General features: G+C 58.0%; 22 protein-coding genes. 10 read left to right on the forward strand and 12 right to left on the reverse strand.

The features are described 5' to 3' along the window. Positions 1-11 precede the first annotated feature (11 nt). Positions 12-1,970: a hypothetical protein gene (locus VEV40_RS02690; protein WP_324829967.1), complete on the forward strand. Its 1,959-nt coding sequence runs from the start codon at positions 12-14 to the stop codon at positions 1,968-1,970. Continuing rightward, complete coding sequence (gene cmk / locus VEV40_RS02695) at positions 1,967-2,647, forward strand: (d)CMP kinase (RefSeq protein WP_324829968.1); 681 nt, start codon at positions 1,967-1,969, stop codon at positions 2,645-2,647. Before VEV40_RS02690 ends, cmk begins: the two co-directional genes overlap by 4 nt. On the opposite strand, the gene VEV40_RS02700 is transcribed toward cmk, so the two are convergent. From VEV40_RS02700 to VEV40_RS02720, 5 genes are read right to left on the reverse strand one after another with little or no spacing between them, the layout of a single operon-like run. Continuing rightward, positions 2,616-4,166: a DUF4097 family beta strand repeat-containing protein gene (locus VEV40_RS02700; RefSeq protein ID WP_324829969.1), complete on the reverse strand. Its 1,551-nt coding sequence runs from the start codon at positions 4,164-4,166 to the stop codon at positions 2,616-2,618. The genes cmk and VEV40_RS02700 overlap by 32 nt on opposite strands. A gap of 3 nt (positions 4,167-4,169) precedes the next feature. Further along, positions 4,170-4,490: a LiaI-LiaF-like domain-containing protein gene (locus tag VEV40_RS02705; protein ID WP_324829970.1), complete on the reverse strand. Its 321-nt coding sequence runs from the start codon at positions 4,488-4,490 to the stop codon at positions 4,170-4,172. Beyond that, entirely contained in the window at positions 4,487-5,341 is an 855-nt protein-coding gene (locus VEV40_RS02710) for a B-box zinc finger protein (protein ID WP_324829972.1), read from the reverse strand. Before VEV40_RS02710 ends, VEV40_RS02705 begins: the two co-directional genes overlap by 4 nt. Next, the gene (locus VEV40_RS02715; protein ID WP_324829973.1) at positions 5,338-6,192 is read right to left on the reverse strand and encodes a hypothetical protein; all 855 of its coding nucleotides are present in this window, start codon (positions 6,190-6,192) and stop codon (positions 5,338-5,340) included. Before VEV40_RS02715 ends, VEV40_RS02710 begins: the two co-directional genes overlap by 4 nt. Further along, complete coding sequence (locus VEV40_RS02720) at positions 6,193-6,906, reverse strand: RNA polymerase sigma factor (RefSeq protein ID WP_324829976.1); 714 nt, start codon at positions 6,904-6,906, stop codon at positions 6,193-6,195. A 209-nt stretch (positions 6,907-7,115) separates the two neighbouring features. On the opposite strand from VEV40_RS02720, the gene VEV40_RS02725 reads away from it, so the two are divergent. Next, positions 7,116-8,642 carry an ArnT family glycosyltransferase gene (locus VEV40_RS02725; protein ID WP_324829977.1) on the forward strand — a complete coding sequence of 509 codons (1,527 nt, stop codon included), beginning with the start codon at positions 7,116-7,118 and terminating at the stop codon, positions 8,640-8,642. A gap of 4 nt (positions 8,643-8,646) precedes the next feature. Here VEV40_RS02725 and VEV40_RS02730 read toward each other — a convergent pair whose 3' ends face one another. The 3 genes from VEV40_RS02730 to VEV40_RS02740 form a co-directional block, all read right to left on the reverse strand. After that, positions 8,647-9,132 (reverse strand): DUF192 domain-containing protein, encoded by a 486-nt coding sequence (locus VEV40_RS02730; RefSeq protein ID WP_324829978.1) that lies wholly within the window; start codon positions 9,130-9,132, stop codon positions 8,647-8,649. A gap of 17 nt (positions 9,133-9,149) precedes the next feature. Further along, the gene (locus VEV40_RS02735) at positions 9,150-11,735 is read right to left on the reverse strand and encodes a SpoIIE family protein phosphatase (RefSeq protein WP_324829979.1); all 2,586 of its coding nucleotides are present in this window, start codon (positions 11,733-11,735) and stop codon (positions 9,150-9,152) included. Positions 11,736-11,921: 186 nt separating this feature from the next. Beyond that, positions 11,922-12,830, reverse strand: coding sequence for a 5'-3' exonuclease (locus tag VEV40_RS02740; RefSeq protein ID WP_324829980.1), 909 nt, complete (start codon positions 12,828-12,830; stop codon positions 11,922-11,924). Positions 12,831-12,947: 117 nt separating this feature from the next. Here VEV40_RS02740 and VEV40_RS02745 point away from each other — a divergent pair, with 117 nt between their 5' ends. Further along, positions 12,948-13,736, forward strand: coding sequence for a DUF1080 domain-containing protein (locus VEV40_RS02745; RefSeq protein WP_324829982.1), 789 nt, complete (start codon positions 12,948-12,950; stop codon positions 13,734-13,736). Between the two features lie 25 nt (positions 13,737-13,761). On the opposite strand, the gene VEV40_RS02750 is transcribed toward VEV40_RS02745, so the two are convergent. Then, positions 13,762-14,823 carry a metal-dependent hydrolase gene (locus VEV40_RS02750; RefSeq protein ID WP_324830040.1) on the reverse strand — a complete coding sequence of 354 codons (1,062 nt, stop codon included), beginning with the start codon at positions 14,821-14,823 and terminating at the stop codon, positions 13,762-13,764. A gap of 40 nt (positions 14,824-14,863) precedes the next feature. Between VEV40_RS02750 and ligA the strand changes: the two genes are divergently transcribed. From ligA to VEV40_RS02765, 3 genes are all read left to right on the forward strand, one after another. Continuing rightward, entirely contained in the window at positions 14,864-16,903 is a 2,040-nt protein-coding gene (ligA, locus tag VEV40_RS02755; RefSeq protein WP_324829983.1) for an NAD-dependent DNA ligase LigA, read from the forward strand. A 72-nt stretch (positions 16,904-16,975) separates the two neighbouring features. Continuing rightward, positions 16,976-17,173, forward strand: coding sequence for a type II toxin-antitoxin system VapB family antitoxin (locus VEV40_RS02760; protein WP_324829984.1), 198 nt, complete (start codon positions 16,976-16,978; stop codon positions 17,171-17,173). Further along, positions 17,170-17,538: a PIN domain-containing protein gene (locus VEV40_RS02765; RefSeq protein ID WP_324829986.1), complete on the forward strand. Its 369-nt coding sequence runs from the start codon at positions 17,170-17,172 to the stop codon at positions 17,536-17,538. The genes VEV40_RS02760 and VEV40_RS02765 overlap by 4 nt, the downstream gene beginning before the upstream one ends. A 49-nt stretch (positions 17,539-17,587) precedes the next feature. On the opposite strand, the gene VEV40_RS02770 is transcribed toward VEV40_RS02765, so the two are convergent. Next, a complete protein-coding gene (locus VEV40_RS02770; RefSeq protein ID WP_324829988.1) occupies positions 17,588-18,610 on the reverse strand; it encodes a VWA domain-containing protein in 1,023 nt (340 codons plus the stop codon). Positions 18,611-18,702: 92 nt separating this feature from the next. Here VEV40_RS02770 and VEV40_RS02775 point away from each other — a divergent pair, with 92 nt between their 5' ends. From VEV40_RS02775 to VEV40_RS02785, 3 genes are read left to right on the forward strand one after another with little or no spacing between them, the layout of a single operon-like run. Continuing rightward, positions 18,703-19,707 carry an alpha/beta hydrolase gene (locus VEV40_RS02775; RefSeq protein ID WP_324829989.1) on the forward strand — a complete coding sequence of 335 codons (1,005 nt, stop codon included), beginning with the start codon at positions 18,703-18,705 and terminating at the stop codon, positions 19,705-19,707. Between the two features lie 9 nt (positions 19,708-19,716). After that, positions 19,717-20,709 (forward strand): RluA family pseudouridine synthase, encoded by a 993-nt coding sequence (locus VEV40_RS02780; RefSeq protein WP_324829990.1) that lies wholly within the window; start codon positions 19,717-19,719, stop codon positions 20,707-20,709. Positions 20,710-20,736: 27 nt separating this feature from the next. Next, positions 20,737-21,075: a VOC family protein gene (locus tag VEV40_RS02785; RefSeq protein ID WP_324829991.1), complete on the forward strand. Its 339-nt coding sequence runs from the start codon at positions 20,737-20,739 to the stop codon at positions 21,073-21,075. A gap of 6 nt (positions 21,076-21,081) precedes the next feature. On the opposite strand, the gene VEV40_RS02790 is transcribed toward VEV40_RS02785, so the two are convergent. Both VEV40_RS02790 and VEV40_RS02795 read right to left on the reverse strand, forming a co-directional pair. Then, positions 21,082-21,525, reverse strand: coding sequence for a hypothetical protein (locus tag VEV40_RS02790; protein ID WP_324829992.1), 444 nt, complete (start codon positions 21,523-21,525; stop codon positions 21,082-21,084). Positions 21,526-21,608: 83 nt separating this feature from the next. After that, positions 21,609-22,334 carry a Crp/Fnr family transcriptional regulator gene (locus VEV40_RS02795; protein ID WP_324829993.1) on the reverse strand — a complete coding sequence of 242 codons (726 nt, stop codon included), beginning with the start codon at positions 22,332-22,334 and terminating at the stop codon, positions 21,609-21,611. Positions 22,335-22,423 lie beyond the last annotated feature (89 nt).

Here is a 22,423-nt window from a genome sequence, read left to right on the forward strand (position 1 = left end):
AGAAGGATTCTTTGACAACAGAGCAGCTCCAGGCAGCGCGCGCCGAAAAGTGGCGGCAGAAGGCAAATCCTCTCCTTACGATTGAGGATGCAGAAGCGTGGATCGAATCCACCGGCGTGGCCTTGTTTCTGCCGCGCAAGACGCAGTTGCATATGCCTGCGCCGTCATTCGTCGAAGCTGTGCTGGGCGAAACGAACGCCACGCCTGCGCCTGCCGCGATTCAGCAGGCTTTCGAGATGGCCGCGCGTCTCTTCGCCGCGAGAAAGGCGACACCGCTGAATCTGCTGGGAGCGGCATCCGAGCAGCCTGATTTTCTCGTCTCACCCGAGGCCATGCCTTACGTTTTTGCGTTACGGGGCGACCGCGACTGGAAACGTGGCCCACGCGAGAAGTCTTCGCCGCTGGTGGTTGAATCCTGGAAGCTGCTGAAGCGCGAGGGCGCTCTAACCACGGCCGAGTTGCAGGAATTGCTGGGCCGCGAAGTGACAGAGGCGGCGGTGCTTCGCGCGTTGTGCGAGTTGTGGACGGCACTCCGCGTGCTGCCGGTTTACGCCGCCGGCGAGCCGACAACCTGGGAACTCTTTGAGTCGCGCCATCAGAAAGCCATGCAGATGGGCGGCGGCATGGCGCAGGCTACGGCACTGTCGGCGCTGATCTCGCTTTATCTAGACTCAGCAATTGCAGCCACTTCTGACGAGATTGAGATATTTCTGTCGTCCCTGGCCCCGCGTTCGCGAATCCGCGAAGTTGTGCGCGGGCTTGAGGCTACACGCCAACTGTTGACGATTCCGCTGGGGGCGCAGAGCCTCCTGCATATCGCCGGCGGACTACCTGTGTTTCCAGAAATTGAAGCGCCGGCGGAGGTGGAAGCCGAGCCGAGGCAGGAAGCCATTCCACCACAGCGCGAGCGCAGGCCGTTTGCTCCACGCGATAAAGGCGGATTTGAGCGCAAGCGCTTTGACCAGACACGCAGACCATTTACTCCGCGCGATCGCGAAGACCGGCCACGCCGCGAGCGTCCGGCATTTGGAGACCGCCCCGCCGCCCGGGATGCGCGCAAATCTGCGTCTGGCTTTGGAGGTCCGCGCAAAGAATGGAAGCCACGCGGCGAACAAGAGGGATTTCATCCACGCCGCGAGCAGGAAGGTAGCTATGGTAGGCCATTTCGCGGCGGCGATCGGCCATCGGGTGAGAAATTCCCTCGCCGTGAGTGGAAGCCACGCGAAGAGAAACGGCCCTTCGAGAAGAAAGAATGGAAACCGCGACGCGAAGGAGCACAGGAAGAACGCGGCGAATTTCGCCCGCGCCGTGATTCTGACAAAGGCGGATACAACAGGCCATTTCGTGGTGGCAGACCATCTTCGAGCGAAAAATCCCCGCGCCGTGAGTGGAAACCACGACGCGAAGGCGCGCAGGAAGGCCGCGGTGAATTTCGCCCGCGCCGCACCGAAGGCAAGGGCGGTTTCGCCAGACCTTACCGCAGCGGCGGCAATGACCAGCGCAGCGGAGAGAAGCGTCCTTACAAAAAATTTCCACCTCGCGACCGCGATCAGGACCGTCCGCCACGCAAGGAATGGAAGCCGCGCCGCGAAGATGGAGAGCGCCGTGAATTCAAGCCACGCCCTTCCTCAGGACGAGGGTTCAAACCACCGCGCGAAGGAAGCAGCTTTGGCGATAAGCAAAAATTCAGGAAAAAGCCATTCGGAGCAAAGCGTCCTTTTGAAAGCCGCGAAGGTTTTGACCGCAAGAAGCCGCCCCAAAGAGAGCACCATGCCGAAGGCGGAGAACCAGAACGCCAAAGAAAGTCTTTCTCTCGGCCAGGCTTCAAGGGGGGCAAGAAATTCGGTCCGCCTAAAAAGAGCGGAGGCAGAAAGCCTTCTTTCGGCGGACCGCGCTCGGGCCGTCCGGGCGGGAAACCATCTTTCGGGAAACGCCCGAATAACAGAAAAGGGAAGAAATCCGGCGAATGAGTGGCCGTCGATTGATTGTGGCCATTGATGGCCCAGCAGGCGCAGGCAAAAGCACGGTCGCGGCACGGCTGGCCGCGAAGTTTGGCCTGTTGAATCTTGAGACCGGCGCGATGTACCGCGCTTTCGCGCTGAAGGCCATTGAGGGCGGGGTACCGTTCTCTGATCCCGATATGCTGGAGCAGCTCGCCGCAGTCACGTCCATCGCGCTGGAGCCAACCCCTTCCGGCAATCGCGTCCTCCTCGACGGAAAGGACGTTACGGGGCGCATCCGCGATGCCGCGGTGACAAAGGCGGCCTCACAGGTCAGCGTGCATCCGGCAATCCGCCGCTGGATGGTCGATCTGCAGCGCACTCTGGGTGAAAAAGGCGGCATTGTGATGGAAGGCCGCGACATCGGCACGGTCGTCTTTCCTCACGCCGACCTCAAGATATTTCTCGATGCTTCACCGGAAGCAAGAGGCGAGCGCCGCTATGAGCAATCAGGCAAGGCCGCTTCGCCGGAAGCGATCCTGAGAGACATCCGTGAGCGCGATGAGCGGGACAGGACCCGGGAGCAGTCTCCTTTGAAGCCTGCTCCTGATGCTGTGGTGATTGACTCGACCAACCTCACGCTTGACGAGGTGGTGGGCCGAGTCGCCGACCTGGTTACTGCTCGGTTGGCGCAGGCGGCGGATTAGGTCCCTTTGGCGCGTGCAGATGCTTTGCGCCTGCCGGCGGAGCGGGAGGAGGAGATGGCGGCGCCACCATCGAGCCGGGACCGCCTTTCCGCAGTTGCAGATCACCGTGGCCAGTCGAGAGTTCAAGATGTGGGCCACCAGTTCCAATCTGCCCCTGCGCGGATTTGCGGTCGTCCGAATTCGTCATCGTCAACGGAAAGTCAGTACGCAGGTCGCCGTCAGCGTTCGAGGCGGTTACAGAAAAACCTGCATTCTCGGGCACGGTTATCGAGAGGTCTCCCGTCCGCGTGCTGACCTGAAGATTGCCCAGAGGCGCCGCAGTTGTGATGTTCACATCGCCATTGTTGTTCTCGATGTGGGCGTCGCCGGTCAACTGCGAGATGTCCATGTCCTTGGAGCGGGTCACCACGCGCAACGGCCCCACCGGCTGTGTGATATTCAGGTCGCTCGAATCCATGGTCATGTCGCCCTGGAGCTTCTGAATCGCGAGATCAGTGCGGCTGGAATGGAAATGAACAGCGGATCCTACCTGTTCGAGGTGCGTGTCGCCAAAGAATTCGCCATCGAGCGTGACATTGCCCTTTACGTCGGACAGAGTCACATCGCCGACATGGCCGTCCACGGCCACATCACCCGTTATCTGGTGGGCGGAGAAGTCGCCGTGGTCCATGCGAGCATGGACGTTTCCGCCCATGCTGTCGAATTTCACGTCGCCGTGGCTGGCGTTCACGTCGGAGTTGGTCTTCAGGCCCTCAATGGTCACATCGCCGCGTCCGGCATTGACCACGGTGTTCGCCGTAGGCGGCAACTCCACGGTCAGATCAACGCGCGCGTTGTTTCTACCCTCAACAGTCAAAGTGACATTTGCGCCCGAGTTGATAACCTTCGGCGTTACCGCATCGAATGTCTTGCGGGCATCGTTGTCAGAGGAGGTATGGACGACCTGGTGCGCCTTCAGGTGCATTTTGTCGTCAGATGATGCGGTGATGGTCACGTCGCCGCGCGGGTTCTGGATCTGCACGGCTGCGTTCGGCGAAATGGCTTCATCCTGCTGCACGTCGTTGTCGTGCTCTTCGCCCATCAGCGACCAGAAGTCGTCGCCGTTGTCAGAGAACTGGTCGTGCAATGGGCCCCAGACATGCGCCGCGTGCGTGCCCAATCCTCCCAGGATGAGGAGCAAAATCAGGATCCCGAAGCCGCCCATCGACCGGCGCCCGGCATAAGGATTGTTGCGATCAATGAAGTATTCAAGCAGGAGAACCAGGCCGATGCCGATGAGCAGCATGGGCCACCACTGCGCATACCATCCCCAGAAGCGAGGAGCGCTCAGACGGCCTGTCTCCATCAGCAGTGCAATGATGCCGACGGCCAGCAGAATGACTGGCCCGGCGATGGAAGGTCGGTGATAGTAGCGCCAATAGAAACGCTGGCTGCGGGCGGCGTCTTTCTGGGCGCGCGCCCAGCTTTTCCATTGCTGCTTGTAATCGCGCGGGTTGTAGGGCGGAGGTGCGGCTGCCATGACTTACCTCCCGTCCCCGGAGTCGTTGGTTTGGATAGAACTGTCAGTGGGGACCAGCGCCGTCGAAGTTGCCGCAGGCGACGCCGGAGCGGCGGCCGGCTGATAACCCCCATACCCGGGATAGCCTTGCGGATAGCCAGGAGGCGGCGCGGCCGTTGCCAGCGCGGCCCTCTGCGCCAGCTTAATGACGCCCAACACGATCAGATATAAAGGCCAGCTGCGGCCGAAGTTCAGGATGTCCCACTGGTCGAGCAGCGCGCACACGCCAAATGTGAGCAGCATGGCTGGGCCCTGAATGCGTTGCAGAAAAATGTACTGGTTCATTGTCCGCCTCCCGCCGGTGGAGCTGGTGGAGGAGGCACTTCACGCGTCCGCCGCACCAGCAGCCAGACGCCGATTGCGATCACCAGAATGGGCCAGCCATGGCTGATCCAGCCGAAGCTGAGGACATGCAGGGTGCTGAAGAGGAAGAGCATGCCTACGATGATGAGCACAATCGCCCCAACCGGCTCAGGCCGTCTTCCGGGAATGTCCGGCGGCATGGGCGGGACGGGTGGAACCGGTGGAACGGCAGCATATGGGTCGGCGTACGCCGAGGGTGGTGGCACTGGCGGCACAGGCGGAGCTTGGTATGGCCCTTGCGGAGGAATTCCGGTATATGTCCGGTTGGGAACGCCCAGGCGCTGGCCCAGATCGTTCAGTCCGAACGGATCGGGCAGAGGCAACCCTTCGCGGCGCGCTTTGGCCGTCTGGTGCGCATCGAAGACCTGGTAGAAAACCCAGGCAGCAATGAAGATGCCGAACAGACCGTGATCGGTCGTGATGCCAATCAGCACCACAAAGACCAGCACATGAATCAAGGCCTTGATGAACTGCCCGTTGTACATGGCGCCAACGCCGGGAATGAACCCCAGCAGGGCGGCGAGTCCGGGATTGGGCAGGTCGGCATCCGTCTGCAGCCCAATGCCGCTTACGTTGTAGTTCACACCGCCGGGCGTTGTTCCGGGAACATTGTATGCGGTACCGGAAGCGCCGCCGATGCCAAGTCTGGCTGCAAGGCAGTTTTCACAATAGATGACGTCCGAAATGGAACGCACACACTGAGAGCAAAGCGGCTTGCCGCAGTTCTGGCAATAAGCCGCAACGGGTACATCAGGATGGTTCGCGCAGTTCATACCAAGCTCCTTTCTGCCTGGTCTGCTTCTTTTCTCACAACGATCAATTCACTTACCTCTACTTCTTTTTCTTCGCGCAGTTGCTGGGCTGCGCCGATCTCATCCTGGTCGAGGCAGGCCCGCACGGGTTCGCCCCATATCACGGGTGATGCCGGATTGGCAGGCGCATGCAGCCTGCCGCCGGTCTTGTGGCCATCGCCTTGCGGGTTGGCCGGCTGCTTGTCGTCTTTGCGGGGCTGCGTGTTCTGCTCCGTCTCGGCGTCTCGCCGCAGCTCGCGCATCTTCGATTCCACTTCGTACACCAGCCGGATGTTTTCGTAGTAGCTCACCATCTGCTTCTTATAGCCATAGAACGTGCGGGCAACGGTGGTCTGTAGCGCCGAAGGCTTCAAGTCGGCCATCCGTACCGTATCCAGCCGAATGCCCATCATGTTGAGTGACATGACAAGCGTCAATGCCAGCGAGAAGAAAGCCATCGTGGCAGTCATCAGCGAGCGCGCATCGCGGAAGGTGCGGCGGGCCGCGAAGTGGGCCACCGGCAGCGGGACTGTCTGGGACGCTCCGGCCACGGCCAACTGCGGCAGCGAGGCGCCGCTGGTTCGACCGAGGATCTTTGAAACCAGATCTGCGGGCACCGGCGGCTCCTCATGCAGAAACTTCATCCACTCCTGCCCCTGCTGTGCCGCGGCCAGCATCTCGGCGCACATAGGACAGTCTTTTCCGTGGGCGGCGAAGACCGCTGAATCCTCGGTCTTCAGAGTTCCGTCGAGAGCATCAGCCAGCAGGGCTTCCCACTCTTCACACTGCAGTGGGCCCTTCTGGTTCTGTTGAAATGGATTGCGCTCTGACATCTAAACCACCTGCCTTCCATTACGCTGGAGAAGCCTCGCCAGTTCCGCGCGACCGCGGCTGATGCGCGACTTCACCGTCCCTTCAGGAATTCGTAAAACCTGCGCGATCTCCTTGTAATCCATGTCTTGTAAGTCGCGCAGAATCACTGCTTCGCGCAGTTCAGGCGAGACTTTCGTCAATGCCTGCTGCACCATTTTTTCTAGTTCTTTTTGTACTGCATGTTCATGCGGGCTGGGCCCACGGTCTGAGAGCCGGTCCGCAATCTTTTGTTCTTCGCTTTCATCCCACCCGGCGTCCATGGAGTCGGTCACGCGCTGCTGCTTGGAGCGGCGGAAGTGATCGACCAGCAGGTTACGGGTTAGAGTCGTAATCCAGGTCTGGAAGCTGCCTTTGGCGAGATCGAAGGTCGCCAGATTGCCGTAGATCTTCAGGAAGACTTCCTGCGCCAGGTCTTCGGCGTCGTGTGAGGAGCCGGTAAAGCGGTAGCAGAGGCCATAAACGCGGCGATGATGGGTCTTGACCAGCTCTGCCCATGCCGTGGAATCGCCGTCAAGGCACCGCGTTACAATCAGTTGCCAGTCTGCTTCCAAATGTCTTTCCCCTGGTCTGTCCGCCGACCGGCGCGCGCCGACCGCGGTTCCGGCATGAGGGCGCTGCCATGGCTCCGGTCCCGGCGACCGCTTGGCAATACTCGGCGACGCGGTCCTGGCCATGCCCCATCCATTCCACGTTATGGTGCCGGCTGCGCTCATGCAAGCGAATACGCAGGAAATGCGGATTCGGTTCCCGGTTCGAAGGCGGTTCGGCTGCGGCTGTCACCTATTTCGTTCAGAATGGCAATTCAGGCATATAAACTTGGGGAAAATGCGCTGTTTTTGCGCAAATTTGCTCCCCAAAAAGGCGAAAAAGTTCCACCAAATCGATGAAATGGACACGCGCATGGACGGCTCTATGGATTACAGGCATTTGCCTGCTTTATGGCGTCCATTTGCTCCACTTGCGGGCTGATTTCCCTAATTTCTCTCCCTGGATGGACTACTCGAAATACACCGACGAGGGATGGTACGGCAGCGCCGCTGTCCGTCACTTCCTGAGCGGATCATGGCGTGTTCCCGGCGACTTCAATCCAGGGGCAGCGCTGCCCGTATGGCCGGTTCTTGAGGGCATTACATTTAGCTTTACCGGCGTAAGCCTTGCCGCTGCGCGTGTGCTGGCGCTGGCCGTGTTCGGCGGGAATCTGCTGCTTCTCTATGCTCTGACTCGCACACAACAAGAGCAGCCCATCGCGTTTATCGGCGTGAGTATCGCAGCGTCCAGCGCTTTTCTTTATGCCTTCAGCCGCCTGGCAATTCTGGAGCCGCTGCTGATCTTCTGGATGCTGCTTTCGTGGGTGCTTGTCCTTTATCTGGCCAAAAATTCTTCGCCGAAACTGCAATGCGCGCTGCCGGCGGCTATTGGGTTTCTGATCTGCCTGCAAGTCCTCACTAAAACGACTGCAATTTTTCTGATCCCTTCAACTGCTTACTTGCTCTGGCATGCGGCGCGGTTCAAGCTGAAGGGATTTTCAAAATATGCAGCGATAGCGGCCATGGCTGCGATTATTCCATGGTCGGCCTACTATTTTCTTGCGGTGCGTCCGCACTTTCTTGCTGATTATCATTACCTTTTCGACGCGAACAAGTGGGAGCAGCCAACAACAATGAGCGGGTGGATTGCCACTTTCTGGTACTCGATTCATGGCGTGCTGTGGATAGACAAAGCGCTTGGCCTGCTGGCTTTGGTGCTCCTTGTGCTTTCAGTGGCATCGCTGCGAAGACTGTGGTCGAATCCGCTTTTCGTTGCGTCATTCCTAGCCGCCGCTGGATACATTTTCTTCATCGGCTGGCACAACAACATGCAGCCCCGCTACTACGAGGTCGTAGCTTTCCCGCTCATCATCATCGTGTGCATTGGAACAGCGACCCTGCTGGAACAGCGTCGCTGGATGGGCATTGCCGCTCTCGCCGCCATTGCCATCAGCATCGGCCTCAACCTTCGCTTGACGGCACATTTCATACGGCATACCGATCACACTTTTGTCGTGGCGGCGAAACGCCTGACGCGGTATATCGACCGGCACCCGAATGGAAACCGGCTGCTGCTTTCCGTAAGTGGCGCAAATATTACCCTGATTACGCATCTGCCTTCGATATGTGATGACTTCGGCACGTATGATTTGCCTTACCGCATCCATACGTATCGACCGGGATGGTATGCGGCGTGGAATGAGATCGATCCAGAGACGCTTGAAGACCTGCACACGCAATACCATCTGCAAAGAGTCACCAGCTTTCATGCCTTTGATGACGAAGACCGTGACGTGCTGGTGCTTTACAAGCTGATTCCGCTGCCGTCGGAGAGGCAACGCTACAACACGGCCCTCGAAGAAGAAGAGAACGCCGGAAAATGACTCTTCAGCTCAGATTGAAGTTCACAGTCTGGCCTACCTGCAAATCGTGCGCCTTGATGGACCCAACAGGCAGCTCAAGCACATACGTGGAAGTGGCATGTCCGCCATATGATGGGCAGGTGCTCGCTTTACCTTTGCAGGGCGGCGTGTTGGGCGACATCTCGACGATGCGGTGGTCTTCGTCCATCCAGACGATGTCGAGGCCAATCTTGCAGTGATACATCCAATATCCATACTGACCGGGACGGTCGTGGATAAAGAGCATTCCATGCCCTTGCGGAAGGCTGGTGCGGCCCATCAATCCATATTCGCGCTCGGCTTCGGTCTTTGCCAGCTCCACATGGACGGTCGAGCCGTCGGGCAGCATAACCAGAGTGTCAGCAGCGCGAGGGGCAACAGGACGGATCACAGGTTCACTCTCTTGCGCCATCAAACCAAAGCTCATTCCAGAAAACAGCACCAGACTCAACAACAAAGGCAACCATTTCATTCGCATGGTTTTTGATTTTACGACTCCAGTTTGAGGATCAGCAGGGTCATGTCGTCGTGCTGCGGAGCACCGGCGGTAAAGGCATCCGCCGCGGCAAACAGGTTGTCCAGCACTTCGTTTGCCGGTTTGTTCAATGATGCGCGCGCAGCCGTAATCATGCGTTCGTCGCCCCATTCTTCGTCGTCCTTGGTCATGGCCTCGCTGATGCCGTCGGTGTAGAGAACAAGCAGATCGCCAGGCTGAAGCATCAGACTCTGCTCCGAATACGGAGCGGAAGGCAGCAGCCCAACTACGGGACCGTCGGCTTCAAGGCGAATCGTCTCCTGTCCGCGCAACAGCACTGGCGGATTGTGCCCTGCGTTTACGCATTCAAGCTTACGCGTTGCCGGATCGTAGGAAGCAAAGAAGAATGTCGCGTAACGGTTCGACGCTGAAGCCTCATACACGAGCCGATTGACTTTGTGCATGAGCTTGGCAAAATCGCGCGGGCCGTCCAAGGTGACCCCACGTAATGAAGCCCGAAGGCTCGCCATCAGCAGAGCAGCCGAAATGCCCTTGCCGGAGACGTCCCCCACGGCAAGCCCTACGCGGCCGTCGCCGAGATCGATCACGTCGTAGTAATCTCCCCCCACGCCGAGCGCTGGACGGCAGAAGCCCGCGATTTTCGCGCCCGGCAGCTCTGGTATTTCCTGCGGGAAAAGCCTCTCCTGCACCTCGCGCGCGATTTCCATCTCTCGATTGGCTCGCTCCCGCTGAGCTGCTTCCGCCGCCAGCGACCGCGCAAGCTCGCTCACCTCGAGCGCGAGCCCGGTCTGCGAAGCAAGCGCCTGCAGCAGTTTCAGATCAGCGGAAGAATACGCCGCTTCGGACCGTTTCGGCCCTAAGGCCATCACGCCCATCATGCGGTTTCTGCCTGGAAGTGACAGCAGCAGCTCGGCATTCATCTTATCGAGCGCGTACCGCTCCGCAGTGCCCGCCATCAGGTACCATGCGTCAGGATCTTCCCGATACAAGCGCGCTGGCTCATTGGAGTTCGTCAAATAACGCACGGCGGAGGAGTGCAACGGCAGGGTGAGCGTCCCGCTTGCGGAGATGCCGATCGATTGCTGCAGCGCAAAGTATTCGCCACGGCGCAGCAGCATGGCGATCTGGTCGACGTGCAGCGTCTCAGCCACACAGCGGGCAACGGTCTCGAGAAGCGGCTCAGTCTCCGTATAGCGGCGGACCTCTTCTGCGAGTTCGTTGAGCACCCGCTCCGCGTCATAGGCTTCGCGGAAAAACCTGCGGTCAAGCCAATGCTGAATGCGCTTGTGCAGGCCTAAACGCAACAAGATTACAAGCCCGAAAAAGATGAGAGGCCCAACTAAATCGGAAAGCTGAGTCTGTTTTTTGCCCAGTACCGGCAACAGAAGCTCGATGGCGACAATTCCGAGCAGCACATACTGGACGACCCACAGTGTGGCCTTGGCCAGGGCATAGCGCGCGCCCATGCGGAGCAGTATGCGCACGTCCATAGCGCGCTGCACCAGCACGACATAGACGAGCGCGAAGGGCGCGGCGAGAAAGAGGAAGATGCCCGTATAGATGATCCAGAGTTGGCTCTTTTTCATCCCGGTAATGCCGAAATGCGGCAACAGCACGAAGACCAGCAGCAGTGAGCCTACGCCGATCGCCATACCGGCAGTCAGAACGCGCAGTCTTCGGCGGGCGTCTTCCGTGGAGGCGGAGCGCAGCTTATCAAGGGTCAGCACCAGGTAGAGCAGCACACACAGCAGGTCAAGGAAGTTTGTTGCCTTTTCAGCCCAATTGCCTGCACGCACCAGTGACGCGCCATTACCCGCGCCATAGTATTCGCCATAGATTATCGGCCCGAGAATGACCGCGGATGCGAGCAGCGGCAGCAGGATTGCCCACTTGAGCCAGGCAAGCTTTACGTCCCATCGCGAGCGCTCAGGGAAATAGATTCCGAAAAGCAGCAGCGCAGGCGCAGCAATGAATTGCATCGTCTGGAACCAGAACTCCAGCACGAAGGCGCTGAACCCGGTCGCAAATCCGTGGTGAAAGGTAAACAACACGCTGGGGAAAGTCAGCAGGACCAGCAGGAGCCAGGCGTTCCCATCCGCCGGTTTGGCAAGAACCACCCAGAAACCCATCAGCAGGCAGCCCAGCACAACGCCGGAAAGAAGGACCTCCTGCAGGCCAAGGATGAAAACAGGTATGCCGATAAAGAATGGCTTGCGCGCAACAAATGTGATGGTGGCTGTTCCCTGACTTCCGTCGCTGTGGCGGAAGCCCATATCCATCATGTCGTCGGCGTGGGCGGTGTTGATGATTTCGTCCCAGATCCTCGCCGAGTAGGGAACTCCGTTCAGTGATTCCAGCGTGGCTCCTTCAGGAATGTGGGCGGCCTTCGCCTCCGGCTGCAGGGAGTTGATGATACGCGTGTCATTGTCGTACGCAAACGGCGCCTGGACATGCCGGTCCGGATGCAGCACGGCAGTCCAGTTGTCGAGAACCATTGACAGACAATAGCCCAAGCTGGCCAGCACATAGAGTCCCAGGAGAAAGCGCAGCAGGTTCGGAGAGGCCTTCTTGTTCTTCATTCTTCTGGCACCATAGTATCCGGCTTCCAGTGCTTTCTACGCAGGGAATCCGTGTAAGGTTCAGTTTGAAACTGAATCAAAAGAAGGAGGAAAAGAAATCAGACGAGAACTCAGGCATCATTTTATCCGGGATATATGCACATGCCTGAACTGTCTTAACGCAAGGATGGAGTACCTGGCTGCTTATCACGGATCTGGAGAACCAAGGCTTGGTGGAGTAAGTGTTCGACGTCTCGCCGGCTTTTTCCCCGTTTTCGCCCCAACGGCGTCCATCTGTTCCGCGATGGCGGTGAAGGCAGGCGTGGGACCTGTCCATCGTAACTCGTCTACGTTGTTGAAAAGCGGTATGTCGGTGCGAATCGTCGCGAGCGTTCGGAAGAGGAGCGCGCGATCGCGCTCACGAACCAGCGTAGCGGCAAGTGCGCTCGCATTCGCGGCGTTGACCTTCCATTCGCCGCTGTCGGCAGGAACGGATTCAAGGTGAACAAACTTCGCGAGCACAGCAGCAGAAGACTTCGCGCCCCATCCTTGCAGGCCGGGATAACCGTCGGCGGAGTCACCTACCAGCGCCAGGTAGTCGGGAATGGATGCCGGAGAGACGCCGAATTTCTGGATGACTCCGGCTTCGTCGCAGATTGCGCCCGTTCGCCGGTTCAACTGGACAATGCGTGTGCCGCTGACTACCTGGGCGAGGTCTTTGTCCGGAGTGCAGATAATAACCTGCTCGACGCGCTTATCCGCGGCGGCGAGAACCGCACCGGCTGCCAGCGCATCGTCGGCCTCGAACTCGACCATTGGCCAGACCACGATGCCCGCAGCGATAAGGACTTCTTCAAGCAGCGGAAATTGTGAAAGCAGGTCGGCAGGCACACCCTCGCTGGTTTTGTAGTCGGGCCATAGTGCATTGCGAAATGATTCGACAACATGATCGGTGGCAACGGCAATGTGCGTGGCCCCTTCGCCGATCATGCCCAACACAGATGCGACAACACCACGAACGGCGGCGACTTCGAGGCCCTCTTTATCACGCGCCGAAGGCAGAGCGTAATAGTGCCGGAATAATTCGTATGTGCCGTCGATGAGGTGGACAATCAAGAGACAACAGTAGCGGAGGACATTTATTCGCGCAACAGCGAGATCGTCGCAATTATTTCCGACGACGCTCTGGTGATCAAACTTGCGCGCCGCGACAGTGTATTCTCGTAAACAATTATGCGCGCACAATTTTCGGTGTTACTTGCATTGTCCTCTCTGGTCTTCGTGGTTGCTCCTCTCGCCGCGCAACAGACCCAGCCCAAACCTGAAGACACAGAAATATGGGAACCTGTGCCCGCCGTGGTAACGCCCGGCGCCACCTGTGGAGCGCCTCCCTCTGACGCCATCGTTTTATTCGACGGCAAGAACCTCGACGAGTGGGTGTCGGCACAAGACCACACGCCGGCACAGTGGATCGTGCATGACGGCATTGTGACCGTCAGCAAGGCAAAAGGAGTCGGCAACATCGAAACTAAGAAAAAGTTCAAGGACTATCAGCTCCACATTGAATGGAGGATTCCGGAGAACATTACCGGCTCCGGCCAGGCGCGCGGCAACAGCGGCGTGTTTCTCGCCTCCACCGGCCCCGGCGATGACGGGTACGAGTTGCAGGTGCTGGATTCGTACAACAACAAGACTTATGTCAATGGGCAGGCGGGCAGTATTTACAAGCAGAGCCCTCCGCTGGTGAATCCGAACCGCAAGCCGGGTGAATGGCAGACCTATGACATAGCGTGGACCGCACCCACATTCAACGATGACGGATCGCTGAAAACGCCTGCCTACGTTACCGTCTTCTTCAACGGCGTGCTGGTGCAAAACCATTTTGAGTTGAAGGGCCAGACGCTGTATATTGGCAAGCCGTTTTATAAGAAGTACGACAGCGCGCCCATCAAGCTGCAGGCGCATGGCGATAAGAGCGAGCCTATCAGCTTCCGTAACATCTGGGTCAGAGAGCTTCCATAGCAGAAATTCATGGCGGCTTCAGGCGTTACGGCTTCTGCTCGGAGCCGCCCATAAACATTCCTTCAATTTCCATCTGCGGGCCAACGTAGACCCATCCTGACAACACCGTGTCGCTCCCTCTGTGCGAGAGAACTGGATAGTCGAAGCGCAAGTCGCGGAATTCAACGGTATGCCAGTTGGGCCCGGGCGGATCGACGTTATAACCCGGCGGCGGCATCGCGCCCTTATCTTCAACTACCGGCCAGGTTGACCAATCGAGATAAACCTTGCCCAGCCACGACTGCTTGGCGGCCTCCGTTGCCGGGGTGACAGTCGGCTTGTAGAAGACATTCTCAGCCGAGTCAGTTTCGATCTGGTCGGAGCGCGTGTGCACTGTGGCTGTCTGGTAAAAGTTGGGTGTTTCGACAATGACGTGCCATAGGAATGGATTGATCGGCTCAGGCTCGGCAGCCACGCGCACAATGGGCGCACCGATCACGCTTGAGTTGCGGACGAGATTGACGGCGTGCGCGTGCTCTCCGTTGCGCACGGCATAGAGCAGCACGATGAAGATGAGCGCGGCAATGGCCCAGTTACGTCCCCGAAACTTGACCCGCTTTGCGCCGATTTCGCGGTCAGCGAGTCCGAAGAGCCACGGCAGCACGAGTGCAAGCACAAGCGCCGCGAAGATAAGCGGCTCGAAGATGAAGACGATGTCCCACGAATACCATCGAGGATTAAACGGGAAGAACGGCCGCAGCCCGTAGTTGTTAGTGAAATCGAGCAGCAAATGGCTTAAATCCGCAATGAGAGCGAAACACCAGAGCAGGAACCATCGCGGCGGCGCGTTGGCCGGCTTCTTTCGTAGCTTGTGAATCATCCAGACAACGGCGACCGTGACAAGCGCGATAAATGGGGCGGCAATGAAAGTGTGCGTGATGCCACGGTGATGCTGGAAGGCGGCAACTGGCCCGTGAAATCCCCAGAACACGTCGAGGTCTGGGGATTCTGCAGCCAGCGTCATGGCAAGCGTGGCGTAGGCTGCCTTGCGGTTGAATCCGGCGCGGGCAAGGCACGCTCCGGTAAGGAAATGTGTGACTGGTTCCATCGAAGACAAGCTAACACAGCTCCTCCATATAATTTCCCTCATGGCCAAGAACACACCTGCCGAGCGCATCGAAGCACTGCGCGATGAGATTCGCCATCACGAGCACTTGTATTACGTCATGGACGCACCCGAAATTTCGGACGCGGAGTATGACGCGCTGGTGCGCGAGCTGCAGACACTCGAGAAAGAGCATCCCGAGCTGATTACACCCGACTCGCCGACGCAGCGCGTAGGCGGCAAGCCGAAAGAGGGCTTTGCCAAGGTGGCGCACTCGCGGCCCATGCTCTCGCTCGACAACGTGACCAGCGAGGAAGAACTGCGTGACTGGGAGCGGCGCGTGCGCGAGCGCGTGGGCGAAGGCGCTGAGATCAGCTACGTCTGCGAATACAAGCTGGACGGGCTTTCGATGGCCCTGCATTATGCCGAGGCCAAAGACGGCTCGGCTCATCTGGCGCGCGGGCTTACACGCGGCGATGGAACGATTGGCGAGGATGTGACGACGAATGTGCGGACGATCCGGTCCGTTTCGCTGTCCATCTCTGCCGCGAAGCTGCGCAAGGCGAAGCTGCCTGCGACGTTTGAGGTGCGTGGCGAAGTCGTGATGCCGCTGAAGGCTTTTCAGAAGGCGAATGAAGAGCGCGAGGCGCAGGGGCTGACAGCCGCAGCGAATCCACGTAACTATGCCGCAGGCACGATTCGCACGCTGGAGCCAAATATCGTGGCGCAACGCAGGCTTGATTTCTATGCGTACTTTGCGCTGACAGCAGCAGGCGAGAGCATCTTCACTGAGCAGAGCGATGCGCTGGATGCGCTGACGGCGGCGGGCTTCAGGGTGAATCTTCATCGTGAGGCGATTCACACCTTCGACAAGCTGATGGACTTTGTCGATCGCGCGGAGAAACATCGCGCCGACCTCGGATACGAAATTGACGGCGTGGTCATCAAAGTCAGCTCGACGGAATTGCAGGCTAGGCTGGGCTATACGGGCCGCGCGCCGCGCTGGGCTGTCGCATATAAATTCACGGCCCGCGCAGGCACCACTCAGGTTGAGGACATTCGCGTGCAGGTTGGGCGTACGGGCAAGCTGACTCCGGTGGCCTGGCTTAAGCCGGTAGTGATCGGCGGAACAACGGTCAGCCGGGCAACGCTGCATAATGCTGACTTTATTGAAGAGTTGGGGCTGAAGATCGGCGATTGGGTGAAGGTCGAGCGAGGCGGTGACGTGATTCCGAAAGTCGTCGAAGTGGTCGAGGACAAGGAGCATCCGCGAGGACATTCAAAGTTTCATTTCCCGAAACATTGTCCGGAGTGCAAAAGCGAGATTGTGCGCGCCGAAGGCGAGGCTGATCACCGCTGCGTGAATATCGACTGCCCGGCGCGGCTGCGCGAGAGTCTTCTGCACTATGCTTCGCGTCATGTGATGAACATCGAAGGCTTGGGCGAGGCGGTGGTGAATCAACTGCTCGATCGCAAGATGGTGCGGAGCATCGCCGATCTCTACAAGCTCGACGAAGAGAAGCTGCTTTCTCTCGAGCGCATTGGCGAGAAGACGGCATGGACGCTGCTGAAAGAGATTGAGCAATCGAAGAAGGCCCCGCTGAACCGGGTATTGTTCGGGCTGGGGATTCGTTTTATCGGCGAGCGCACGGCGCAGTTGCTTGCCGAGGAGTTTGGCTCGATGGATGCGCTGATGATTGCCTCTCGGGAAGAGCTGGAGCGCGTGAACGAAGTGGGGCCGCGCGTTTCGCAGGCCATCCGCGAGTTCTTCGAGGAGGAGACAAATCGTCGGCTGGTTAAGCATCTGCGCGAGGCTGGTCTGACACTTACTGCGGAGAAGCGGAAGAAATCTTCTGAGTTGGACGGGCTGATATTTGTGCTGACAGGTACTCTGCCGACTCTCTCGCGCGAGGACGCTAAGGCAAGGATTGAGGCTGCGGGCGGGCGCGTCTCCGGCTCCGTGAGCAAGAAGACCAGCTATGTTGTGGCTGGTGAAGAGGCTGGCTCGAAACTGGATAAGGCTCAGGAGCTAAAGATCTCAGTTATTGATGAAGAGAAGCTGATGGAGATGCTTGGCGGGTAGTTGGAGAAGATAATGCACCATAATTTGCACCTCTTCGGTGATATAATTGGTTCAGGGTAGAGGTGAAGTCCAATGAGAGCAACTGTTTCGCTTGATGACGACCTGTTGCGTCGGGCACAGGAATATAGCGGCGTGACAGAGCGTACGGCATTGATTCGAGAGGCCCTGAAAGCTCTGATCGAGCGAGAGGCGGCTCGCAGCCTTGCGGCATTGGAGGGGACAATGCCCGATTTGGAATATGTACGCCGGTTACGAGTGGATGACTTGTGATTCTTGCCGACGCGAACATCTGGATCGATTTCTTCAGGGGGCGTAAGCATGAATTGCGGAAGCTGCTCGAAAATAATCAGATCGTCATGCACCCGCATCTGACAGCGGAGCTGGCACTTGGCTCCCTTCATGACAGATCGTTGACACTGGCAAAGCTTGACAGTATGCCGCAGGCGCGGGTGATTGATTTGAGAGATGTAAGGCGAATGGTTGAAGCTCTTGCGCTGTACTCAAAAGGGATTGGACTCACAGATGCGCATCTCATTGCATCGTGTCGCGTGATGCCCTGCACTCTGCTTTGGACCTCGGATGCGCGTCTCGGCAAAATAGCAGAATCACTCGGCATACGCGCCAACCTGCCTTAGATTTCCAGCCTACTTGCGGCGTGAAGCGCGCTGGCTTGCCGTCTTATTGCTACTTGGTTGCGAAGTATCCTTTGCTGGCGCGGACAGTATATCTGCGGTCGAGACAAAAAAGATAAATTGTCCGGAATGCGCCATTAGCCACGAAATCGGCTGGCTTATAGACGAGAGCATACTGGCTGCGCAACTCGTCCTCAATGTCCGCGAAGTTGAGCGATATGTCTTCAAGGCGCTTTGGGAAAAATGCGCGTCCTCCAGTGGCTTCGGCAATTTTCTGCAGCGTATCATCGCCACGGTCGCGACTCGGGCTTACGTTCGTGCTGATAGCGTAAACGATGGTCTCGGCGCGCTGGCATTCCTTGATGGCATCATCCAGATAGGCATGGCTCTGGTTGTCGTCGCCATCTGAGACAAGAACGATGGCCCTGCGAACAGGTTCACGCTCGCGCGAGAAATTGAGCATTTTGTCGCGGCATGCCGAGTAGACAGCATCAAAGAGGGCGGTGCCGCCTCCTGAACGCAGCGCGTTGACGCCGGTATTCAGCAGGTCCAAATTGTTGGTCCAGTCCTGCCTGTAGTCCGGAGTCACATCGAAGCCCATTACGAAGGCCTTGTCGCTTTTGGGCTGAATGATCTTGTACAAGAACTCCGCTGCCGCCTGTTGTTCAAACTGGAAGCGCTGGCGGATGGAGGTGCTCGTGTCAATCATAATGCCGACGCGCAAGGGCAAATTGGTCTGCTGGGTAAAGCTGATGACCTGCGCCGGGGCCTTCTGGTCGTCGAGCAGGGCGAAATCGCGCTGCTGCAGGTCCTTAATGAAGCGGCCATGCCTGTCGGTGACGGTAAAGACGAGATCGACTTCGTTGACGTTTGCCTGGATGGTGTACTGCTTGTCGTCCGGCGTCTGGCCATTCGGTTGCGCGGGAATGGCGGGCTGTGTCTGCGCGAGCGGCGGCGTGGGTGAAGGCGCCGTTTGAGTCTGCGCTGATTGCGCCAGCGAAATCGTGGCGGAAAAAGAAAAAACAGCAGCAAGCGCGCAAGGCAGGAGAAACTTTGGGACGAAAACCATCTTCATTGTGACTGCTGTCATTCTACATGGGCACAGAAACTGAAGGACAGGCATACACCCTCAGACGCATGCGCCTTCGGAAGGTACGTATACTGCTGATGATGAAGAATCTCTGGTCTTTCATGGTTTTTTCTTCCCTTCTTGCCGCCTTCGTTCCCGCTGTTTCACAAACACAGCCCCCGGCTTCGGCAGAGATTCTCAAGAACCTGCCGCAGCCCGTTTTTCTATGGCCGAATGGTGCGCCTGGATCGCTGGGCGACTCGGAAGTGGACAAACCGCGGCTCTACCCTTTTATTCCACAGACGAAATCGACCAGCGCGGCAGTTCTGGTGATTCCGGGTGGGGGATACGCGCATGTTTCGATGGGGCATGAGGGCATTCAGTATGCGCGCTGGCTGAACGCGCAGGGAATGACGGCGTTCGTGCTCGATTACCGCATCGCGCCATATAAATATCCGGTTGAAATACAGGACGGAATGCGTGCGATGCGCTATGTACGGGCGCATGCGACAGAATACGGGATCGACCCGAACCGGATTGGCGTATGGGGATCGTCGGCAGGCGGGCATCTTGCTTCGACGCTGGGCGTTCACGGCAATGACGCCGCGCCGCTGCCGGATAAAACAGACTCAATCGACCAGGCGGACGCGCGGCCGAATTTTATGGTGCTGTCTTATCCGGTGATCAGCATGCAGCCACCTATTGCGCATGTAGGCTCGATGAATAACCTGCTCGGCGAGACGCCGGACCCCCAGATGCAGGAGAAATTTTCCAATCAGCTTCAGGTAAACGCGCAGACGCCGATGACGTTCCTGTTTGCGACGACGGGCGACCCGACAGTCCCGATTGAAAACAGTCTCGATTTTTATCGGGCGCTGGAACGCGCGCATATTCCGGTTGAGTTGCACATCTATGACTATGCCAACCACGGCTGCGGACTGTGCGGAGAGATTCCTGAGCTGGCGACCTGGCCGCTGCTGCTGCGCAGCTGGCTGATCCATGAGAACTGGCTACCGAAGGATGCGCCAGCGATGCCTCCTGCGGCCCCCAACTATCCATTCTGGCCGCCCGGGCTCGATGGGCCTGGCAAACCGCAGCCCTAGTGGCAGATCATGCCGGAGATCGCCAAATATCCTGTTTCACCGGAAGCCGCCGGCCAGCGTCTGGATGCGTGGCTGGCGGCGCAGCTCGACGGCGTGAGCCGGTCGCGTGTACAGCTGCTGCTGTCTCAAGGCAGCGTCGTTGTAAACGGAAAGCCTGCGAAGTCTTCTCTGAAACTGCGTGGCGGCGAAGTGGTTGAGGTGCACCGCGAGCCAGCTCCGGAGCCGCTGCGGGCTATGGCGGAAGACATTCCGCTCGACATCATTTATGAGGATGACGATCTTTCCGTCGTGAACAAGCCTGCGGGCATGATGGTGCATGCTGGCTCGGGAGCGACCGACGATGCGCGCAATCGGGGCACGCTGGTGAATGCTCTGCTGCATCACTACCGTCAGCTTTCGTCTACTGGTGGAGAACTGCGTCCGGGCATCGTTCACCGGCTCGACAAACAGACCAGCGGCCTAATCATCATTGCGCGCAACGACGCCACACACTTGAAGCTGGCAGAGATGTTTTCCCGCAGGCAGATGCGCAAGACCTACATCGCGCTCGTGCATGGCCAATTGAAGCAGGACACAGGAATAATCAACGCAGCCATCAGCCGCGATACGATCCGGCGTACGCGTATGACCACGCGCCGCGCAACCGGCGGACGTACTGCTGTTTCGCACTTCGAAGTTGTGCGACGCATCGACTCTCGATTCGGAAATTTCACGCTAGTGCTCGTACGCATCGAAACCGGACGTACGCACCAGATTCGCGTGCACATGGCTTCAATTGGGCATCCTGTGGTTGGGGACACGCTATACGGTGCGCCTGCCCGGATTGCAGCTTCGCAAAAAGATAGACAGGCCAGATCAATCTCTCTCGATCGCAATTTTCTCCATGCGGCTGAACTGGCGTTCGCGCATCCGCGAACGGGAAAGATGCTGAAGCTGTCCGCGCCGCTGCCGGGAGAGCTTGAGGAGTTTCTGGCTAGGCTGGAAATACCGAAATATGCTTGAGGAATAAAGAAGAGGAGCTCCATAGAGATGCCTTCAATGAAAATGGCGCGCGTGATCCTGTTTACCGGACAGATCGATGCGATGAGCAAGTTTTACGGACAAATCCTCGGCTTGAAACAAGTCACAAATGAGAAAGGCTGGAAGGAATTTGACGCAGGCGGGACACGGATTGCACTGCACTCCGGCCCATCATCGCCGGGGCGCAAGGGACCAAAGATCGTGTTCTATACCAGGGATGTTGCTGCCTTGCGCCAAACGCTGGTGGCTCGGGGCGCCAGTTTTGGGCAGGTCCGGCAGGGAGACATATTTTGTCTTTGCGATGGCAAGGATCCGGACGGAAATCCTATTCAGTTGTCGGACCGCTGAATCCAATTATTTTCCAGCAGAAGAATTGACGGTAATGATCTTCACTGCGCCGTCCTGCATTTCGCTGAACCACACTTCTCCATTGCCGATCATTTCGCCCTGGTAGTTTCCGAAGAGGCATTGGGACGACTGCTTCAGAATGGTCGCGCGAACATGCTCGCTGAAGATCGCGTCATAGCGACCGAGGAAATTCTGCTTGTCGCGAATGCGGCTGCGCTTGCCATCGTGGATAAAGTTCAGCGGGTAAGAAACCATGCCGGCGATTTTGTCTTTGTCGTTCCCCTGCACTGCGGCCTGAAGATCGGCAAGAAAGGCGCGCGCGGCCTTTGCGGTTTTTTCGCCTTGGGTATCAACAGTTGAGCCCTCGCATTTTTCATCGGCCTGCGACTGCGCGCGGAGCGGCTGTAGTGCCACAAAGCCGCAAGTCAGCATGACAAGAAATAGACTCACTCTGAAAAAAGATTGCTTCCGCCACATCTGAGTTCCCTGGCCCATTTTCATGAGCGTGATTATCTTAGCCGGAAAACAGGATTTCAGCCTTCAGTGAGGCTGTTGAAGTGATCCAGATCGGCAATTGTGACAGATGATCCTTTGATCCTGAGCAAACCTTCACGTCGAAATTTTCCCAGCAGACGTGTCACCGTCTCGCGCGAAAGCCCAGCTAGATTACCAAGCTCTTCATGCGTAAGCGCCATGGTAAAGCGCATCTCAGGTTTGCCGCACGCTGCATTGCGGGCCAGGTCAAGCAATACATTCGCGAGGCGGGAGGCCGCCGAGGTTGCAAGTGACAATCGGCGAGCATCGCGAAAGGCGGACCTATACTCGCTGGCCATACTTTCGAGGGAATGCCGCCCGGCTTCGCTGAACTGGTCAATGAAGGCAAGAAATTCATCGCGTCTGAGCGTCTTAAGCTGGCAGGGTTCAAGCGTTTCCGCAGTCACTTCGTAATCTGCCTGACTCAGCACTGCACTCAAGCCAAGCACGTCACCTGGCCACGCGATTTTAAGGATCATGGTTCTGCCTTCACGCGAGGTAGTGAAGAGTTTTACCTGTCCGGAACAGAGAACATGGAGCGCCCGCGCTCTTTCACCTTGCTGGAAAATACACATCCGCGCAGGATAGCGCACCTGAACGCCGATCTGATCCAGATGTTGGAGAGCATCATCACGCAGATTGCAAAACATGCGCAGGCCGCGGAGAGTGCAGTCCTTGCAGGAATCTGTCAGTGGTATCGGCGGCGCTGGCATGGCGATACGCATAGTATGCGCCTCCTTCGTAAGAGACAGGAGAACAAACCTTTTTATCAACGGCAATGCAGGTTTGTATGTGACCTGGATCACACTCAGCC

This window comes from Alloacidobacterium sp. (assembly GCF_035631355.1).
Taxonomy (GTDB): Bacteria; Acidobacteriota; Terriglobia; order Terriglobales; family Acidobacteriaceae; genus Alloacidobacterium.

Excerpts from the sequence above, each read along its gene's own strand:
- VEV40_RS02775 (WP_324829989.1), top strand. The coding sequence starts at position 18,703 with ATGATGAAGAATCTCTGGTCTTTCATGGTTTTTTCTTCCCTTCTTGCC.
- VEV40_RS02715 (WP_324829973.1), bottom strand. The coding sequence starts at position 6,192 with ATGTCAGAGCGCAATCCATTTCAACAGAACCAGAAGGGCCCACTGCAG.
- VEV40_RS02750 (WP_324830040.1), bottom strand. The coding sequence starts at position 14,823 with ATGGAACCAGTCACACATTTCCTTACCGGAGCGTGCCTTGCCCGCGCC.
- VEV40_RS02730 (WP_324829978.1), bottom strand. The coding sequence starts at position 9,132 with ATGAAATGGTTGCCTTTGTTGTTGAGTCTGGTGCTGTTTTCTGGAATG.
- VEV40_RS02710 (WP_324829972.1), bottom strand. The coding sequence starts at position 5,341 with ATGAACTGCGCGAACCATCCTGATGTACCCGTTGCGGCTTATTGCCAG.
- VEV40_RS02735 (WP_324829979.1), bottom strand. The coding sequence starts at position 11,735 with ATGAAGAACAAGAAGGCCTCTCCGAACCTGCTGCGCTTTCTCCTGGGA.
- ligA (WP_324829983.1), top strand. The coding sequence starts at position 14,864 with ATGGCCAAGAACACACCTGCCGAGCGCATCGAAGCACTGCGCGATGAG.
- cmk (WP_324829968.1), top strand. The coding sequence starts at position 1,967 with ATGAGTGGCCGTCGATTGATTGTGGCCATTGATGGCCCAGCAGGCGCA.
- VEV40_RS02720 (WP_324829976.1), bottom strand. The coding sequence starts at position 6,906 with ATGGCCAGGACCGCGTCGCCGAGTATTGCCAAGCGGTCGCCGGGACCG.
- VEV40_RS02700 (WP_324829969.1), bottom strand. The coding sequence starts at position 4,166 with ATGGCAGCCGCACCTCCGCCCTACAACCCGCGCGATTACAAGCAGCAA.
- VEV40_RS02795 (WP_324829993.1), bottom strand. The coding sequence starts at position 22,334 with ATGCGTATCGCCATGCCAGCGCCGCCGATACCACTGACAGATTCCTGC.
- VEV40_RS02705 (WP_324829970.1), bottom strand. The coding sequence starts at position 4,490 with ATGAACCAGTACATTTTTCTGCAACGCATTCAGGGCCCAGCCATGCTG.
- VEV40_RS02745 (WP_324829982.1), top strand. The coding sequence starts at position 12,948 with ATGCGCGCACAATTTTCGGTGTTACTTGCATTGTCCTCTCTGGTCTTC.
- VEV40_RS02770 (WP_324829988.1), bottom strand. The coding sequence starts at position 18,610 with ATGAAGATGGTTTTCGTCCCAAAGTTTCTCCTGCCTTGCGCGCTTGCT.
- VEV40_RS02760 (WP_324829984.1), top strand. The coding sequence starts at position 16,976 with ATGAGAGCAACTGTTTCGCTTGATGACGACCTGTTGCGTCGGGCACAG.
- VEV40_RS02780 (WP_324829990.1), top strand. The coding sequence starts at position 19,717 with ATGCCGGAGATCGCCAAATATCCTGTTTCACCGGAAGCCGCCGGCCAG.
- VEV40_RS02785 (WP_324829991.1), top strand. The coding sequence starts at position 20,737 with ATGCCTTCAATGAAAATGGCGCGCGTGATCCTGTTTACCGGACAGATC.
- VEV40_RS02725 (WP_324829977.1), top strand. The coding sequence starts at position 7,116 with ATGAAATGGACACGCGCATGGACGGCTCTATGGATTACAGGCATTTGC.